Annotated in this window: 13 protein-coding genes; 4 read left to right on the top strand and 9 right to left on the bottom strand. The window is 61.2% G+C overall.

Annotated elements, in window-relative coordinates:
* Positions 1–74 precede the first annotated feature (74 nt).
* Complete coding sequence (locus B0D71_RS23330) at positions 75–1,271, top strand: AAA family ATPase (RefSeq protein ID WP_103396823.1); 1,197 nt, start codon at positions 75–77, stop codon at positions 1,269–1,271.
* A 462-nt stretch (positions 1,272–1,733) separates the two neighbouring features.
* On the opposite strand, the gene B0D71_RS23325 is transcribed toward B0D71_RS23330, so the two are convergent.
* The 8 genes from B0D71_RS23325 to B0D71_RS23290 form a co-directional block, all read right to left on the bottom strand.
* Positions 1,734–2,516, bottom strand: a complete 783-nt coding sequence (locus B0D71_RS23325; RefSeq protein WP_103396822.1) for a MetQ/NlpA family ABC transporter substrate-binding protein — start codon at positions 2,514–2,516, stop codon at positions 1,734–1,736.
* 276 nt (positions 2,517–2,792) lie between these two features.
* The gene (locus B0D71_RS23320) at positions 2,793–3,713 is read right to left on the bottom strand and encodes a sigma 54-interacting transcriptional regulator (RefSeq protein WP_103396821.1); all 921 of its coding nucleotides are present in this window, start codon (positions 3,711–3,713) and stop codon (positions 2,793–2,795) included.
* Positions 3,714–3,778: 65 nt separating this feature from the next.
* The gene (locus B0D71_RS23315; RefSeq protein ID WP_007983096.1) at positions 3,779–4,360 is read right to left on the bottom strand and encodes an alpha/beta hydrolase; all 582 of its coding nucleotides are present in this window, start codon (positions 4,358–4,360) and stop codon (positions 3,779–3,781) included.
* Between the two features lie 290 nt (positions 4,361–4,650).
* Positions 4,651–5,052 (bottom strand): ExbD/TolR family protein, encoded by a 402-nt coding sequence (locus B0D71_RS23310; RefSeq protein ID WP_007972930.1) that lies wholly within the window; start codon positions 5,050–5,052, stop codon positions 4,651–4,653.
* Between the two features lies 1 nt (position 5,053).
* The gene (locus B0D71_RS23305) at positions 5,054–5,779 is read right to left on the bottom strand and encodes a MotA/TolQ/ExbB proton channel family protein (RefSeq protein ID WP_103396820.1); all 726 of its coding nucleotides are present in this window, start codon (positions 5,777–5,779) and stop codon (positions 5,054–5,056) included.
* A gap of 44 nt (positions 5,780–5,823) precedes the next feature.
* Positions 5,824–6,633, bottom strand: coding sequence for an energy transducer TonB (locus B0D71_RS23300; protein WP_103396819.1), 810 nt, complete (start codon positions 6,631–6,633; stop codon positions 5,824–5,826).
* Between the two features lie 260 nt (positions 6,634–6,893).
* The gene (locus tag B0D71_RS23295) at positions 6,894–9,254 is read right to left on the bottom strand and encodes a TonB-dependent receptor (RefSeq protein ID WP_103396818.1); all 2,361 of its coding nucleotides are present in this window, start codon (positions 9,252–9,254) and stop codon (positions 6,894–6,896) included.
* A gap of 133 nt (positions 9,255–9,387) precedes the next feature.
* Complete coding sequence (locus B0D71_RS23290; RefSeq protein WP_103396817.1) at positions 9,388–10,308, bottom strand: TauD/TfdA dioxygenase family protein; 921 nt, start codon at positions 10,306–10,308, stop codon at positions 9,388–9,390.
* 183 nt (positions 10,309–10,491) lie between these two features.
* Here B0D71_RS23290 and B0D71_RS23285 point away from each other — a divergent pair, with 183 nt between their 5' ends.
* Entirely contained in the window at positions 10,492–11,412 is a 921-nt protein-coding gene (locus B0D71_RS23285; protein ID WP_103396816.1) for a LysR family transcriptional regulator, read from the top strand.
* A gap of 94 nt (positions 11,413–11,506) precedes the next feature.
* On the opposite strand, the gene B0D71_RS23280 is transcribed toward B0D71_RS23285, so the two are convergent.
* The gene (locus tag B0D71_RS23280) at positions 11,507–12,520 is read right to left on the bottom strand and encodes an ABC transporter substrate-binding protein (protein ID WP_103396815.1); all 1,014 of its coding nucleotides are present in this window, start codon (positions 12,518–12,520) and stop codon (positions 11,507–11,509) included.
* A 390-nt stretch (positions 12,521–12,910) separates the two neighbouring features.
* Between B0D71_RS23280 and B0D71_RS23275 the strand changes: the two genes are divergently transcribed.
* A complete protein-coding gene (locus B0D71_RS23275; RefSeq protein WP_103396814.1) occupies positions 12,911–14,509 on the top strand; it encodes an ABC transporter permease in 1,599 nt (532 codons plus the stop codon).
* Positions 14,506–15,321: an ABC transporter ATP-binding protein gene (locus B0D71_RS23270; protein WP_103396813.1), complete on the top strand. Its 816-nt coding sequence runs from the start codon at positions 14,506–14,508 to the stop codon at positions 15,319–15,321. Before B0D71_RS23275 ends, B0D71_RS23270 begins: the two co-directional genes overlap by 4 nt.
* Position 15,322 lies beyond the last annotated feature (1 nt).

Here is a 15,322-nt window from a genome sequence, read left to right as displayed (position 1 = left end):
CCCTGAAACAGTTGCGCTAGACGCCTGCGCATGCCCGACAATGAGCCCCGGCCGATCCCGCCCCAGGAACCCACATGCTCACGACCCTCGCGGTAGCCAATTACCGCTCGATCAACAAACTGGTGATCCCGCTGGGCCGACTGAATCTGATCACCGGCCCCAACGGCAGCGGTAAATCCAATCTCTACCGTGCGCTGCGCCTGCTGGCGGAAACCGCCCAGGGCGGCGTGGTCAATGCGCTGGCCCGTGAAGGCGGGCTGGATTCGACTTTCTGGGCCGGGCCGGAAACCATCTCCCGGCGCATGCGCAACGGTGAAGTACCCATCGAGCCGACCGTGAACCACGGTGCCAAACGCTTGCGCCTGGGGTTTGCGGGAGAGGACTTCGGCTACTCGATCAGCTTGGGACTGCCCGTTTCACAGGGCAATTTTATGCTGCCGGGGCACTGCTGGCCGATACCCTCACGTTTCAACCTCGACCCACAGATCAAGCGGGAATGCCTGTGGGCCGGTGCGCTCTATCGCCCGGCCAGTCTGCTGGTCGACCGTGACGGTCCGATGATCCGTGCCCGCGCCAACCGCAAGTGGGATGTACTGGCGCAGCACACGCCGATGTTCGACAGCCTGTTCGACCAGGTCGGCAGCCTGCGCAGCTCCCCGGAAGTGCTGGAGATGCGTGAGTTCATCCGCCGCTGGCGTTTCTACGATCACTTTCGCAGCGATGCCGAAGCACCCGCGCGCCAACCGCAACTGGGCACCCGCACGCCGGTGCTGCATCACGACGGACGCGATCTGGCGGCGGCCTTGCAGACGATCATCGAGATCGGCGATCAGGAGGCGTTGCAGGCCGCCATCAGCGATGCCTTCCCCGGCGCGCGACTGAACATCGAACCACTGCCGGGAGGTCGCTTTGCCATCGAGTTTTTCCAGGAAGGTTTATTGCGACCGCTATCGGCCGCCGAGTTGTCGGACGGAACGTTGCGTTACCTGCTGCTGGTCGCGGCACTGCTGACACCTCGGCCGCCGACACTGATGGTGCTGAACGAGCCGGAAACCAGCCTGCATCCGGATCTGCTTCCGGCGCTGGCACGCTTGATCATTCGCGCCTCCGAGCAGTGCCAGGTATGGGTGGTGTCTCATGCCCGGCGCTTGATTTCGGCGTTACAGGAAGACCCCGACTGCAATTGCATCGTGCTGGAGAAAAATCTCGGCCAGACAGGGATTGTCGGGCAACGAATGCTGGATGAGCCGGCGTGGTATTGGCCCGATTGAACGACGGCCGATTTGCCGGGACGATGGAAGACGTCTATTTTCCCTTGCGCCGTAGGAAGAATCTTTTTTTCGAAACACGCCTCCAAGGACGAACCACTTTTGGCCAGACTCCCGGCCAGAACCTCACAAGGACGAGAACATGGCAGACGCACAAACGCCGCAACGGCTGGATCCGCAGGACATTCTGAAACTCTTGATGGCGTTGCGCAGGGCCCTGGAGACCAAGGCGGCCTGAAGGCTGTTGATCTTGTGGCGAGGGGGCTTGCCCCCGTTGGGCTGCGAAGCGGCCCCATGTAACCTCCCAAAAATCTTAATGACGCACCTTGGGCGAATGCTGCGCATTCGAACGGGGGCAAGCCCCCTCGCCACAAGAGCGCCTTCGCCGCAGGGACACACATAAAAAAACGCCGACGCTGTATCAGCCGTCGGCGTTTGAAACCTTGAAGGGGTTTGCTTCGCGAATCAGAACGCTGGCAGTACCGCGCCTTTGTACTTCTCTGCGATGAACGCTTTCACTTCCGGGCTGGTCAGGGCTTTGGCCAGTTTCTGGATGGCAACGCTGTCCTTGTTGTCCGGACGGGCCACCAGGAAGTTCACGTAAGGCGAGTCGGCACCTTCGATCACCAGAGCGTCTTTAGCCGGGTTCAGACCGGCTTCCAGCGCGTAGTTGGTGTTGATCATGTCCAGGTCGACCTGATCCAGCACGCGTGGCAGCATGGCGGATTCAAGTTCCTTGAACTTGAAGTTGTGCGGGTTCTTGGCGATGTCTTTCGGGGTGGCCAGGGCGTTTTTCGGGTCTTTCAGCTCGATCAGGCCAGCCTTCTGCAGCAGGATCAGGGCACGGCCGCTGTTGCTGCCTTCGTTCGGGATGGCGATAGTCGCGCCGTCTTTGAGCTCAGCCAGGGTTTTGACTTTCTTCGAGTAACCGCCGAAAGGTTCAACGTGTACGCCGATCACGGTTTCAAGGTGAGTGCCTTTACCTTCGTTGAAGCTTTTGAGGTACGGCAGGGTCTGGAAGTAGTTGGCGTCCAGGCGCTTCTGGTCGACCTGCACGTTCGGCTGAACGTAGTCGGTGAAGACTTTGATTTCCAGGTCCACGCCTTCTTTGGCGAGGGTCGGCTTGATCAGCTCAAGAATCTCGGCGTGTGGAATCGGGGTCGCCGCAACCACCAGTTTCTCGCCAGCCTGGGCCAGGCCCGAGGTCAGGGCAGCCGCCAGTGCGGTGAACAACAGAACCTTTTTCATGCAGTGTCCTTATCGAAAATCACAGTCGCTTGTGGCGACGGCTTGAAAACGAGAGTGCCAGTGAAGTGCTATCGCTGGCGTGATGCGGACAATACCGGGATTTTTTATTCCCGAACAATAACGTTTATTCAGCTTCATATTCCATTTTGTTCATACAGCTCTAACTCGTAGATTCCCTTTGTGTAGGAGCGAGCTCGCTCGCGATGGACGTAAGGGCAACGCGTTCATTCAGGAAAACCGTGTCATTGTTGACGTTCTTCGCGAGCGAGCTCGCTCCTACAGGATTCCCGCGTTTTTGAGGAGTTGCTTCAAGGCGTCTTTTTCCGTCGCAGATCCGTTGCCAAGAATCTGCGTTACCTGATGCGCAATTTGCGTGAGCGAATCCGGCAGGTTCAGATGCTCCGGCAAAATCTCGTCGCCCGTACTCACCAGCAGCGCAAAGTGAATGATGTTTTCCAGCTCCCGGGTGTTGCCCGGCCAACTGTGACGCTCCAGTACAAGCTGCGCCGCTTCACTGATCAGCGGCACCGGCAAGTCGAGGCGCTGGCTGTAGATGCCGAGGAAGTATTCGGCCAGCGACAGGATGTCGCCCGTGCGTTCGCGCAGCGCCGGCAGTTCGAGCGGGCCTTCGCTGAGGTAGTGATAGAGCCGCTCATGGAATTTCCCGGCGGCAACCGCCTGGGCCAGATCGATACTGGTAGCCGCCACCAGCCGCACATCCACCGGGCTCGGCTGCTGAGCGCCGACGCGGGTGACTTCGTGGTTCTCCAGGGCGGCGAGCAGCTTGATCTGGATTGGCAGCGGAAGGTCGCCGATTTCATCCAGGTACAGCGTGCCGCCGTTGGCCGAACCGAACCACCCGGCACGACTGCTCGCCGAGCCGCTGTAGCTGCCCGCGGCGTAGCCAAACAACTCGGCGTCGGCGTAAGTCGGGCTGATTGCGCCGCAGTTGACCGACACGAATAACCCGCCGCGATCACTGGCGCGGTGGATGTGGCGCGCGAGCAATTCCTTGCCGGTGCCGGTTTCGCCACGGATAAGCACTGACACCGAACGCGTGGCCAGTTGCTCAAGGTCTTCACGTAATTGCCGTGAGCGCGGATCGACAAACACCAGCGCCTTGGCGCGGATGCTCAATGGACTTTTTTCAGCATCGGGAAAGGTCAGCAGCGGCTGACCGAAGGTTTCAAAGCTCATGGCAGACTCCCGCCCAAAACCGCCGGGAGACGGGGGCGTTTACGGAAAAAGAACATTCAAAAGGTTCAAGCGCGGCGCAAGGCGTGGTGTTCCATGCGGTTCTGCAAGCGATAGAGATAGGCAAAACCCTGCTCCCAGCGCTGGTGACCGGACTTGACGTTGATATGCCCCGCTCCCGCCAGAATCCCCGCCTCGGCGCCCCAGTGGCGCGCCAGTTCCAGGGCCCGCGGTGCACTGACGGCGCTGTCGTTGTCGGAACTGACAACCTGGCTCGGGAATGGCAGCAGGTCCGTCGGGATTGGCGCGAAATTGCGCAAGGCCGGCGCGCAGGCCGGGCGCTCGACATCCGCTGGTGCGACCAGCAGGGCGCCGCGCACTTGACGCAAAAACTGCACGGGAGCGGTGGCGGCCCAATGGGCGACGGTGATGCAACCCAGGCTATGGGCGATCAGGATGACCGGCGTGCTGTCGGCGGCAATCGCCTCGGCCAGCGCCGCGACCCAGTCTTCGCGACGCGGCGTCAGCCAGTCAGCCTGCTCCACCCGCGCACTGTTCGGCAGGCTGTTCTGCCAATGGCTTTGCCAATGATCTTCCGGCGATCCTTGCCAGCCCGGCACAATCAGGTAGCGAATTGATTCGTTGCGCATGGGGGAGCTCTCCTGCTGCGTGTCTGTTCCCGGTCGAGTATAGGGAGAGGATTTATATTCGTTAAGGAATAAGAAGCTATTTATTAAGACCCATATCGAATATAAAGTGCCGACCTGTAGGAGCTGGCTTGCCAGCGAAGGCGTCCTCCCAGTCGATAAAGATGTTGCCTGTCCCGCCGCTATCGCTGGCAAGCCAGCGCCTACAAGGCGGGTTGTGGTGCTGCTGAAATCGAGGCAAAAAAAAGGGGCCGCACCCTGCCAAGGAGACGGCCCCGGAAAACGAAAATTTGTTAACGCGCAGTAATCACCGACAGCTTGGTAATCCCTGCCCGCTCAATCGACGCCATGGCCCGCGCCACTTCGCCGTAATTCACCCCATCGTCGGCCTGCAACTGCACGCGCACCTCGGGGTCCTTGGCCTTCGCCGACTTGAGGTTGAACTCCAGCAAGTCCGGTTGTATCTCGTCCTTGTTGATAAACAGTTTGCCGGCCCCGTCGATGCTCACTACCAACGGGTCTTTCTGCTCCACCGGCGCCACCGCTTCGGTCTTGGGCAGGTTGATCGGAATGGCGTTGGTCAGCAGCGGTGCGGTGACAATGAACACCACCAACAACACCAACATCACATCCACCAACGGCGTCACGTTGATCTCGCTGAGCACCTCATCAGTGTCTTGCGTGGAGAAGGCCATATCAGGACGCCTCCTTCACTTTCTGTGCGTTGCCCTGGGCTACCGCCTTGTGCGCCGTCGGGTGGATCAGCACACGGAACGAACTCTTCTGCGCCAGGCTGTAGAAGTCGTGGGCGAAGTCATCCAGGTCCGCCGCCGTCAGTTTCAAACGGCGCAAAAAGTAGTTGTAAACCAGCACCGCCGGCACCGCGACGGCGATCCCCACGCCGGTGGCGACCAATGCCGCGCCAATCGGCCCGGCGACCGTTTCCAGGCTTGCCGAGCCCGCCGCGCTGATGCCTTTCAACGCTTCCATGATTCCCCACACCGTGCCGAACAAACCAATGAACGGCGAGGTGCTGCCAATGCTCGCAAGCACCGCCAACCCGGTTTCCAGCGACCGGCGCTCACGCACGATCTGCTGACGCAAGGCCCTCTCCAGACGATCCTGATGATTGATCGCCTGGCTCAAGTCCGCAGCCTGTGGCGCCTCGCCCACCTGGATGGCCGCATAACCCGCCTGGGCAACCCGGGCGGCCGCGCCGGGCCGGGTTTCGCTCAGTTCGGCAGCCGAATCGAGACTCGAAGCGGCCCAGAACTGTTGATGAAATTTTCGATCCTGTGCCTTCAGGCGCCCGAACTGCACGCCCTTGAGCAATGCCAAACCCCAGGTCGCGACGGAAAAAACCACCAGCAGCCAGATCACCGCGCTTTCGATGGATTCAAGTGGAGATGCCAGTAACGTCATGGTGTATTCCTCGTGTAAACGTTTCGCGCGAAATTGGTTTCGGTTTAATGAATCTTGAAATCGATGGGCACGCTGACCCAGCCGTCCTGGGCCACATCACCTTGCTTGGCCGGCACGAAACTCCAGCGTTTCACCGCATTCAGCGCTGCTTCGTCGAGTGCATCGCGACCGCTGCTTTTCTGGATCTGGATCTCACCGGGCTTGCCGCTGGCCAGTACATGCACGCGCAACAACACCGTGCCTTCCCAGCCCCGACGCTGGGCCAGCGACGGGTATTGCGGCGCCGGGTTTCTCAAATAGCCGGCCGTGGCGGAAGCCGGTGTCACAGGTGCCGGCGCCGGCGGTGCAGGTGGTGCCGGGGCCGCGACGGGCGCTGCCGGTTTCGCTGGCGCGGGTGGTTGCTCAACAGCCTTTGGCGCCGGCTTTGGTTGCGGTTTGGCGACCGGTTTGGGCTTGGGAACCGGCTTCGGTGGAGGCGGCTTCACGGCCAGTTCGTCTTCCACGGGCGGTGGTGGCTCCACCACTGGCTGGACAGGTTGCGGTGGCGGCGGCTCGACCACCGGTGGCGCCGGACGCGAGAACTCGATGGTCATCGGCGGGACTTCCGGCGGCACGATCGGCAGCACCGGGGTCGGTTGCTGATTGACCCAATAAATCACCGCGCCATGCACCAGCAACGCCAGCACGCCGAGCAGGATCGTCTCCCGTCGACTCAAGATGCCCTTGGGTGCGCGCTGCAAACGCAACTGGCCCAAGGGCACCCGGTGCGGTCGGCCGAGGTCGACCAACTCGCCACCGGGTGCCTGGCGCCACAGCACTTCATGTGCACTGACGGCGGTCTGGACATTGCCCATTGCTTCACTCCCTGCGGTCTCTTTGCGGATTACCCGAAACGTCGTCTTGAACATCCCCCCGACAACATCTCGGTGGAGAAATCATTGGCTGGAACGCTTAGTTCTTAAAGTAATTTTTAAAGACATACTTAGACCATAAGCGCATATATAAACCTTTCGTTTACCGCCAGAGCCCGCGATACAAGGGCTCTGGCCCGATGACGAAAAACCGATGCCTTGCCTGCATTGAAAGTATTCATTCGAGGCATGCATTTTCGCCGTCAGAAGTCATATCGACCGGTCACGCCCAGCGTCCGTGGTGTGCCGAGCAAGCCTTCATAACCACCGTTGGCAGCCGTCCACAGCGTCGTGTAGTAGGTTTTGTCGAAGGCGTTTTTCAGCCACAGCGAAACGTCCCACTGCCCCTGGTTGAAGTCGCCGCGCAGACCGGTGGACAGGTTGACCACCGCATAACTCGGGATCTGCCCGAAGTCGGAGTCTTCCACCGTGCCCACCGCTTTGGAGCGGAACGCATAGCTGGCAGTGACGTATTCCTCGAAACCGTTGCTCAGGTTCCACTTGTATTCGCCGTTGGCATTGCCGATCCATTTCGAGGCGCCGACCACTTGATGGCCACTGAGGTCGCAGGACGCCGGAGCACCCGGCGCCAGGCTGACTTCCGGCGGGCAAGGCGCGTCCTTGTACGAGAGGTAACTGACGTCGTTGTACGAGCCGTTGATGTTCAGCGTCAGGCCGCGCAACGGAAGCACGGTGCTCTCGAACTCCACGCCACGGGAGCGCACCGAGCCGGCGTTGGTCAGGTACTGCACGCGGTTGACGTCGTCGTAGGCGTTGGTCTGATAGCCGTTGACCTGGGTCCAGAACAGGTTGGCGTTGAGTTGCAGGCGACGGTCCCACAGGGTGCTCTTGAAACCGAGCTCGGCGTTGTTGGCGCGCTCGGTGCCGATCAGCAACGAGTCGGCACCGGCCACCGGCGCCGTGCCAACGGCCAGGTTGACCCCACCGGATTTTTCGCCGTGGGACAACGTGGCGTAGGTGAGCAGGTCGTCGGTGAGGCGATAGCTGAGGTTCAACAGGCCCGAAGGACTGGAGCTGTACTGGTTCAGATCGCCGGAATCGTAGGCCCCCGCACGCGCGCGGCGTGACGCGGCCGCCGCACCGGTGACCGCGACGCCACCGGCGGGTGCATTGCGGGTCACCCAGGCGTTTTTCTCTTCATAGGTGCCGCGCAGGCCAGCGGTGAAATCCAGGCGCTCGGTCAGGTGCCACGTGCCTTGGGCGAACAGCGCGAAGCTGTTGGTTTCGATATGACCGTTGCCGACACTGTCAATGTTGTTCAGCGCACCGGTGGGCGTGCCACTCCAGATGTCCGCTTGCGGGCCGTAAAAGGTGAAGGATTTGTTGTCCAGGTTGGAGCCGAAGTAGTAGGCGCCCAGCACGTAATCGAAGAATCCGCCGGTAGGCGACGCCAGACGAAACTCCTGGGAGTACTGCTTATCTTCCACCGAAACGCCGGCGTTGTAGAAGGCGGTTGCGTTCAGGCCGTCATCATTGCGCGGGGTGAAATTCCACCAGCGATAGGAGCTGATGGAGGTCAGGGTGAAGTCGCTCGGCAGCGTCCAGTTGGCCTCGACCGACGTACCGCCCTGATGCACGGTGACGTGCTGGTCGTTGTTCAGGTTGACCTTGCGGTGCGTGCCGTCAACCAGTGTCGCACCCGCTGCATTGGCCCGTGCCTGGTAAAGGTTGGTGCCATTGATGGTCGGCCCGGTGTTGAACAATACGCGGGTACCGGCGCTGGAATCCTCCTCGTTGTAGTCGCCGATCCAGCGCAGGTTGAATGACTCGTTGGGCTTGAACAGTAACTGGCCACGGAAGCCATCGCGGGAGCCGCCATTCAAATCGTGGCCGTCGAATTCGTTCTTGATGTCACCGTCGCTACGGGTGCGATACGCAGAAAAGCGCCCGGCCAGCTCGTCATTCAGCGGGCCGGAAATCGTGCCCTTGGTCTGGAAATAACCGTCCTCGCCCACCGAAGATTCGATGCTGCGTTCCGGGGTAAACGTGGGCGCACGAGTGCTGATGTTGATTACACCGGCGGTGGTGTTTTTACCGAACAGGGTGCCTTGCGGACCGCGCAGCACTTCGAGCTGCTCGATGTCCATCAGGTCGAACACCGCCATGCCCGGCCGGCCGAGGTAAACGTTGTCGATGTACAGGCCGACACTGCCTTCCAGGCCATCGCTGGCCGGGTTGTTGCCCAGGCCACGAATCGACACGCTGGACTGACGCGCATGCATGTAGGCGACGTTGACGCTGGGCACCAGTTGCTGCAAATCCTGAATGCGATAAACCCGCTGGGCCTCCAGGGTCTGGCCGCTGACCACGCTCATCGGCGTCGGTACGTCCTGCGAACTTTCTTCGCGGCGGCGGGTGGTCACCGTCACGGTTTCCAGTTGCGCACTGTCGGCCGTGGCGGTTTTTGCGGGCGGGGTTGCAGGTGTGGCGCTGTCGGCTGCATAGCCTTGGGTCCAACCGGCGCTTCCTGCCAGTAACAGAGCCAGTGGCAGGCGTTTGAGCCGTTGGGGTGACGAGGTTTGAGCAAGGTGCAACGGACTCATAAGGCGGGGTTCCCGATCAGAAAAGTTCTTTGTCGCTTGGTAGGCCGCCATCGCGAGCAAGCTCGCTCTTACAGGGGATTTGTGAGCAATGGAGATCCCCAGTGGGAGCCAGCCTGCTGGCGATGGGGTCAGGTCAGACGCCGCCGATGTCCGGCCCTTTCACGGTCTGGCTGACCTGCCCATTCACACCCACCGGCACTTCGCCCTTGAGCGTCACCCGCCGCACGATCCGGTCTTGAGTGCCGTAGTCATCCACCGCGTAATGCTGGGTGGAGCGGTTATCCCAGATCGCCACATCGCCCGCCTTCCAGCGCCAGCGCACGATGTTTTCCTGGCGGATCACATGGCTCTGCAGCAAGCCGAACAGGTGCGCCGAATCGGCCTGGGAATAGCCCTTGATGCGCTTGACGAAATGCCCCAGCAACAGGCTCTTCTCGCCGCTGATCGGGTGCACGCGAACCACCGGGTGTTCGGTCTCGTAGACAGTCGAGGTGAAGATCTTGCGATAGCGCTCCAGCTTCTCCGCCGACACGTCTGGCCTGACGCCTGCGTAGTCGTATTCGTTGCTGTGCACGGCAACCAGTTTGTCGGCCAGCTCACGCAGCTCCGCCGACAACCCGTCGTAGGCGGTGGCGGTGTTGGCCCACAGGGTGTCGCCGCCGAAAGCCGGGGCCACCACCGAGCGCAGGATCGAGGCTTTCGGGTAGGCCTCGACGAAGGTCACGTCGGTGTGCCAGGAGCTGGCGCGCTGACCTTCGGCACCGTCCAGTTCCAGCAGAAAACGCGTGCCTTCGCGCACCGGCACGGTCGGGTGCGCCACCGGCTCGCCTAACAGATGGGCGAACGCCTCCTGACGCTGATCGTCGAGCTGGGTCTGCTCGCGGAAGAAGATCACTTTGTATTGCAGCAGTGCCTGTTGAATGGCTTCGACGGTGGCTGCATCCAGCTCGCCGGAAAGCTGTACGCCACGGATTTCGGCACCGATGCGACCGGCCACCGGGTGGATTTCAAGCGCATGGACAGCGGGTTTTACAGCGATAGCGGCATTGCTCATGGGTAGACCCTCATCAGACTGCTTGCGGTTGAACCGGCCGCGAAACACTGCTCTATCTATATTCTATTTAGATCTAATAGATATCTACATGCTTCGTTGACGGAATAAGAGGTTGCATTTAAAACCTCAGTCAACCCTCGTCGCAAATGCCTTCGAGCTATTTTTAGGATGCCGGAAAAGCATATGGATCTTCGCCAGTTGCGTTACTTCATCGCCCTCGACGAACACCGCAGTTTCGTGCGCGCCGCCGAGGCCATGGGCATTACCCAGCCTGCCTTCAGCCGCAGTATTCAGGGGCTTGAGCACGAGTTCGGCTGCGTCCTGGTGGACCGTGGCAACAAGGATTTGCGCCCCACCCCCGAAGGCCTGGTGGTGCTGCAACATGCCCGCAGCCTGGTGCAGGGTGCGGCGTTGCTCAGCAGTGAAGTGACGCAGATGACCAAGCTCGATGCCGGTGAGCTGCGCTTCGGCTGCGGCCCGGCACCGGCGGTGAAACTGGTGCCGGATGCGGTGGCGCAATTCATCAACGCGCACCCGAGAGTGCGCACCTGCTTCGAGGTGGATAACTGGGAAAAACTCAGTCGCGCCCTGAGCCGTGAAGAGATCGAATTCTTCATCGCCGACATCCGCCATTTCGAGACCGACCCGAACTTCCAGACCCAGGCTCTGACGCCCAAGCGCGGCGTGTTTTTCTGCCGCCCCGGGCATCCGCTGCTGGCCAAGGAGAGCCTGTCGACCAACGACATGTTCGATTACCCGCTGGCGACCACGATGATCCCGCCAGGCATTCGCAAGCTGCTGGCAAACCTCAGTGGCCGGGTGGATTTTTCGCCGAGCATCCAGACCGAACATTTCCCGGCACTGGTGAAAGTGGTGCTGCAATCCAACGCCATCGGCGTGGGCACGGAGGAGGCGTTCATCGAGGACATTGCCCAGGGTTCGCTGGTGCTGCTGCACTGGCGCAATCTGCCGCAGAACATCGAAAGCATGAATGCACGATGCGGGATCGTCAGCCGCACGGGGTTCCGGTTGTCACCGGCGGCGCGGGCGATGATCGAGACGTTGGTGGCGGTGGACAGGCAGCAGATCAGCGTCGCGGTTTAGGGTCCTATCGCTGGCAAGCCAGCGCCTACAGGGACGCGGTGACCCTTGTAGGAGCTGGCTTACCAGCGATGAGGCCCGCTCAGACGCCGACAATTCAAAGCTTGGCAGCCGCCAACTCCGGCACCACCCAATCACTGACCTTGAACGACTTGCGAATCAGCTTCTGCTGCGAAGCCAGGTCCACGGCATCCTGCAATTTACCCAGGAACACCGGATCAAGCGTCGAAGGGAACACCTCACTCAACTTCTGATCCTTCAAATCCTGGCTGAGAATCACCGGTGGATAACTCGCCAGCCCCGATACCAGCTGAACGTAGGCGTCCTTGTTGCTGTCCTGGGTCAGCCACGCCACTGCCTGCTGCTGAGCCTTGAGCAATTTCGCCACGGCCTCGGGATGCTCGTCGACAAACTTCCCGGTCCCCACCAACACCGCCTGCACGCTACCGGCGCCACCCAGGTCCTTGGTACTCAGTGGCAACTCGGCCAGCCCCTTGGCCTGCAACCCCGTGAGCCCGGAACCGCCCCACGAAGCATCGATCTGCTTCGCCGCCAGTGCCGCGACCGCCGCGTTGAAGTCCAGATTGATGACTTTCACATCCTTCTCGCTCAAGCCCTGACTGGCCAGCGCCGCGTCGAAGGACAACTGGCTGGCAGTGCCACGGAAGATGGCCACGCGTTTGCCCTTGAGGTCTTGCAGGGTCTTGATCCCCGAACCCGGCACCACGCCGAGGTAGTGCTTCACCCCGCGCGCCGAGGCGCTGAGCAACCGCGTGTCCAGACCATTGGACTTGCCGATGATGGCCGCCAGATCGCCGAGGTAGGCCAGGTCAACCTGACCGTTGGCGAACGCCTCATTGATCACCGGGCCTGCGCCCTTGAAGAAGCTCCACTGAATCTTGATGCCCTGGTCGGCGAAAGCCTTTTCGAAGATCTGTTGATCGCGCAGCACATCCACCACACCGCCACCACTGTGCTGGGTACCGGCGCTCAGGTCCGGCACGGCGATGCGGATTTCCTTGAGTTCACCGGCATTGGCAGTGAGGGCCAACAGACCCGCCAGGGCCGGTACTGCGAACAGGCTGATGACGCGCTTGAAGGGAAGGTTCATGGGTGCGGCTCCTTGGGGCAACGGGCGTTGAGGAGCCGAAAGTAGGCCCAAGTAGATCCAGCACTTAAATACTATAAATTCACATTTTTAGATCATATCGATCTATATCAACACCTGCGGGCCTCTCCGCCAGGTATGCCTTGGCAGCATCGAAAATATTCTTCGAATGCATTGGATACAGCGGCTGATGGAGGCCTTAAATGGTCTCGCTTATCTCTAAATAGCATTTATTTGAATTTTTATAGATCAAAAACACATACCTGTAGGAGCTGGCTTGCCGGCGATCCCGGACAACCTGGTTGGTCAGACCCACCGCCTCGCTGGCAAGCCAGCTTCTACAGGGAGTCTGCGTTTTTCAAGACGCGTCCATTCCGACAACGGAGGTCACCCATGGCCCGTGTTTCCCTTCTGAGCCTGCCGCTGTCCGCACCTCGGCTTGATGGTCGACGGCATTGGCCGACGCTGAGCCAGCGGCTCTTGCCCTGGCTATTACCCTTCAGCCTGTTTGCGCTCTGGTGGCTCGCCAGCCGCAACCACTGGATGAGCGAGCAAATCCTGCCGGCGCCGACCCTGGTCTGGAACAGCGCCGTTGAATTGTCCCAAGGCGAGTTGTGGAGCCATTTGTGGATCAGCCTGCAACGTTTGTTCTGGGGGCTGCTGGCCGGGATCAGCGCCGGCGCTGTTTTGGGTGCGGCACTGGGTTTCAGTCGTCGGCTGGAGCGCTTGGTATTTCCAACCTTCGCCGGATTGGCGCAAGTCCCGACCCTGGCCTGGATTCCGTTGTTCATGGTGTTTTTCGGCATCGGTGAAGTGCTGAAGCTGGTGGTGTTGATCAAGGCGATCGTGGTGCCGGTGACCCTGCACACACTGGTCGGCGTGCGCGATGCGCAACCCAGGCTGCGCGAAGCCGCCGCCGTGTTGCGCCTGCCCAGGCACTTGTTGATCCGACGCCTGGTACTGCCTGCCGCGCTGCCGGCGTTCATGGCCGGTGTGCGCCTCGCGCTGGCCGCCGGCTGGACCTCGCTGCTCGCTGTCGAACTGCTCGCGTCCAGCGAAGGCATCGGTTATCTGATGGTCTGGGCGCGGCAGTTGTTCATGCTCGACATTGTGTTCGTGTGCATTGTGGTGATCGGCTTGATCGGCGTGGCGATGGATCGCGGCATCGGCCTGCTGGACAGAAAACTGGTGCACTGGCCGCACCCGGCCACCGCCGAAATCCGTCGCGGGCCGCGTTATCAAGGTTGGCAACGCCTGCAACCGTGGCTGCTGCCGTTGGCGCTGCTGGCGTTGTGGCAACTGACCTCGGATCAGCAATGGGTTGACGCGAACATTCTGGTCAGCCCGCTGGCCGTCCTGCAGACCACCCGGGATGGCTTGCTCGACGGCACACTGCTTGGCGGCATGGCCCTGAGCCTGGGCCGAACCCTTGGTGGATTGCTGCTCGGTGGCGGGCTCGGGTTTGCCTTGGGGTTGCTGCTGGGGTTGTCGCGCACCAGTGAACGCGTGCTCGGCCCGACCCTCGCCGCCCTTCGCCAGATCGCCATTTTCGCCTGGGTGCCGCTGCTCACTGCGTGGTTCGGCCTGGGTGAACTGGCCAAGTGGGTGTTCGTCGCCCTGGCCGCCTTTTTTCCGCTGTTCATCGCCACTCAACGCAGCGTCGCCAATCTCTCGCCACAACTCAACGAGGCCGCGCAGGTGCTGCGCCTGAATCTGCGCCAGCGCCTCGCTCGACTGGTGTTGCCGGGCGCGGCCCCGGGGATTTTTGCAGGACTTCGCCTGAGCCTGATCTACGCCTGGCTCGGCACCATCGGCGCCGAATATTTCATGCCGTCCAATGGCGGCATCGGCAGCCAGATGATCGGCGCCCAGCAACTGCTGCGCATGGACCTGATCATGGCCGGCATGCTGCTGGTGGGCCTGACCGGCGCCCTGCTCAACCTCATTGGCCAACGCCTGGAAATCCGCGCCACCCGCTGGAGACACGCATGAACGTACCCATTGTCAGCTTCAATCACGTAGGCAAAACCTTCGACGTCGACGGCTTCACACTGGAGGCCATTCGCGAATTCAACCTGGACATCGCCGAAGGCGAGTTCGTCGCCATCGTCGGCTCCAGCGGTTGCGGCAAATCCACTTTGCTGCGGCTGTTGGTGGGCCTCGATACGCATTTTCGTGGACAGATCACCGTGGACGGAAAAGCCGTCACCGGCATCGGCGGCGAACGCGGCATTGTCTTTCAGGAGCACCGCTTGTTCCCGTGGCTGAGCGTGGCCGACAACATTGGCCTGGGTCTGGTCAATGAACCGTTGAGCGTCGCGCAAAAACAAAAGCGCATCAGCGATTTCATCGAGTTGGTGGGCCTGGGCGACTTCGCCCGCGCCTATCCACACCAGCTCTCCGGCGGCATGGCGCAGCGCGTGGCCATTGCTCGCGGCCTGGTGGCCAGCCCACGGATTCTGCTGCTGGACGAACCTTTCGGTGCCCTCGATGCGCTGACCCGCCAGCAGATGCAGGACGAACTGTTGGCGATCCGCGCCCGGGCAAAAATCACCACCGTGCTGGTCACCCACGATGTCGAGGAAGCGATCTTCCTCGCCGACCGCGTAGTGGTGATGGCGCCGCGTCCGGGGCGGATCAAACAAGTGGTCGACATCGCCCTGCCGCATCCGCGCCAGCGCAGCAGCTTCGACTTCCACCAATTGCGCGAAGAACTGCTTCACGAACTCACCAGTGACGATCACTACCAGCCTCCCGTGCCGGTGCAGGTCCGCGATCTGCCGCTGTCCTTCATTGCCTACTGAA

The sequence above is a fragment of the Pseudomonas laurylsulfativorans genome (assembly GCF_002906155.1).
GTDB lineage: Bacteria > Pseudomonadota > Gammaproteobacteria > Pseudomonadales > Pseudomonadaceae > Aquipseudomonas > Aquipseudomonas laurylsulfativorans.
This window is presented reverse-complemented; position numbering and strand designations above follow the sequence as displayed.

What these genes read in the sequence shown, in the direction of transcription:
- B0D71_RS23310 (WP_007972930.1), bottom strand. Translation starts at nt 5,052, where the DNA reads ATGGCCTTCTCCACGCAAGACACTGATGAGGTGCTCAGCGAGATCAAC.
- B0D71_RS23325 (WP_103396822.1), bottom strand. Translation starts at nt 2,516, where the DNA reads ATGAAAAAGGTTCTGTTGTTCACCGCACTGGCGGCTGCCCTGACCTCG.
- B0D71_RS23285 (WP_103396816.1), top strand. Translation starts at nt 10,492, where the DNA reads ATGGATCTTCGCCAGTTGCGTTACTTCATCGCCCTCGACGAACACCGC.
- B0D71_RS23300 (WP_103396819.1), bottom strand. Translation starts at nt 6,633, where the DNA reads ATGGGCAATGTCCAGACCGCCGTCAGTGCACATGAAGTGCTGTGGCGC.
- B0D71_RS23290 (WP_103396817.1), bottom strand. Translation starts at nt 10,308, where the DNA reads ATGAGCAATGCCGCTATCGCTGTAAAACCCGCTGTCCATGCGCTTGAA.
- B0D71_RS23305 (WP_103396820.1), bottom strand. Translation starts at nt 5,779, where the DNA reads ATGACGTTACTGGCATCTCCACTTGAATCCATCGAAAGCGCGGTGATC.
- B0D71_RS23270 (WP_103396813.1), top strand. Translation starts at nt 14,506, where the DNA reads ATGAACGTACCCATTGTCAGCTTCAATCACGTAGGCAAAACCTTCGAC.
- B0D71_RS23320 (WP_103396821.1), bottom strand. Translation starts at nt 3,713, where the DNA reads ATGAGCTTTGAAACCTTCGGTCAGCCGCTGCTGACCTTTCCCGATGCT.
- B0D71_RS23315 (WP_007983096.1), bottom strand. Translation starts at nt 4,360, where the DNA reads ATGCGCAACGAATCAATTCGCTACCTGATTGTGCCGGGCTGGCAAGGA.
- B0D71_RS23280 (WP_103396815.1), bottom strand. Translation starts at nt 12,520, where the DNA reads ATGAACCTTCCCTTCAAGCGCGTCATCAGCCTGTTCGCAGTACCGGCC.
- B0D71_RS23295 (WP_103396818.1), bottom strand. Translation starts at nt 9,254, where the DNA reads ATGAGTCCGTTGCACCTTGCTCAAACCTCGTCACCCCAACGGCTCAAA.
- B0D71_RS23330 (WP_103396823.1), top strand. Translation starts at nt 75, where the DNA reads ATGCTCACGACCCTCGCGGTAGCCAATTACCGCTCGATCAACAAACTG.
- B0D71_RS23275 (WP_103396814.1), top strand. Translation starts at nt 12,911, where the DNA reads ATGGCCCGTGTTTCCCTTCTGAGCCTGCCGCTGTCCGCACCTCGGCTT.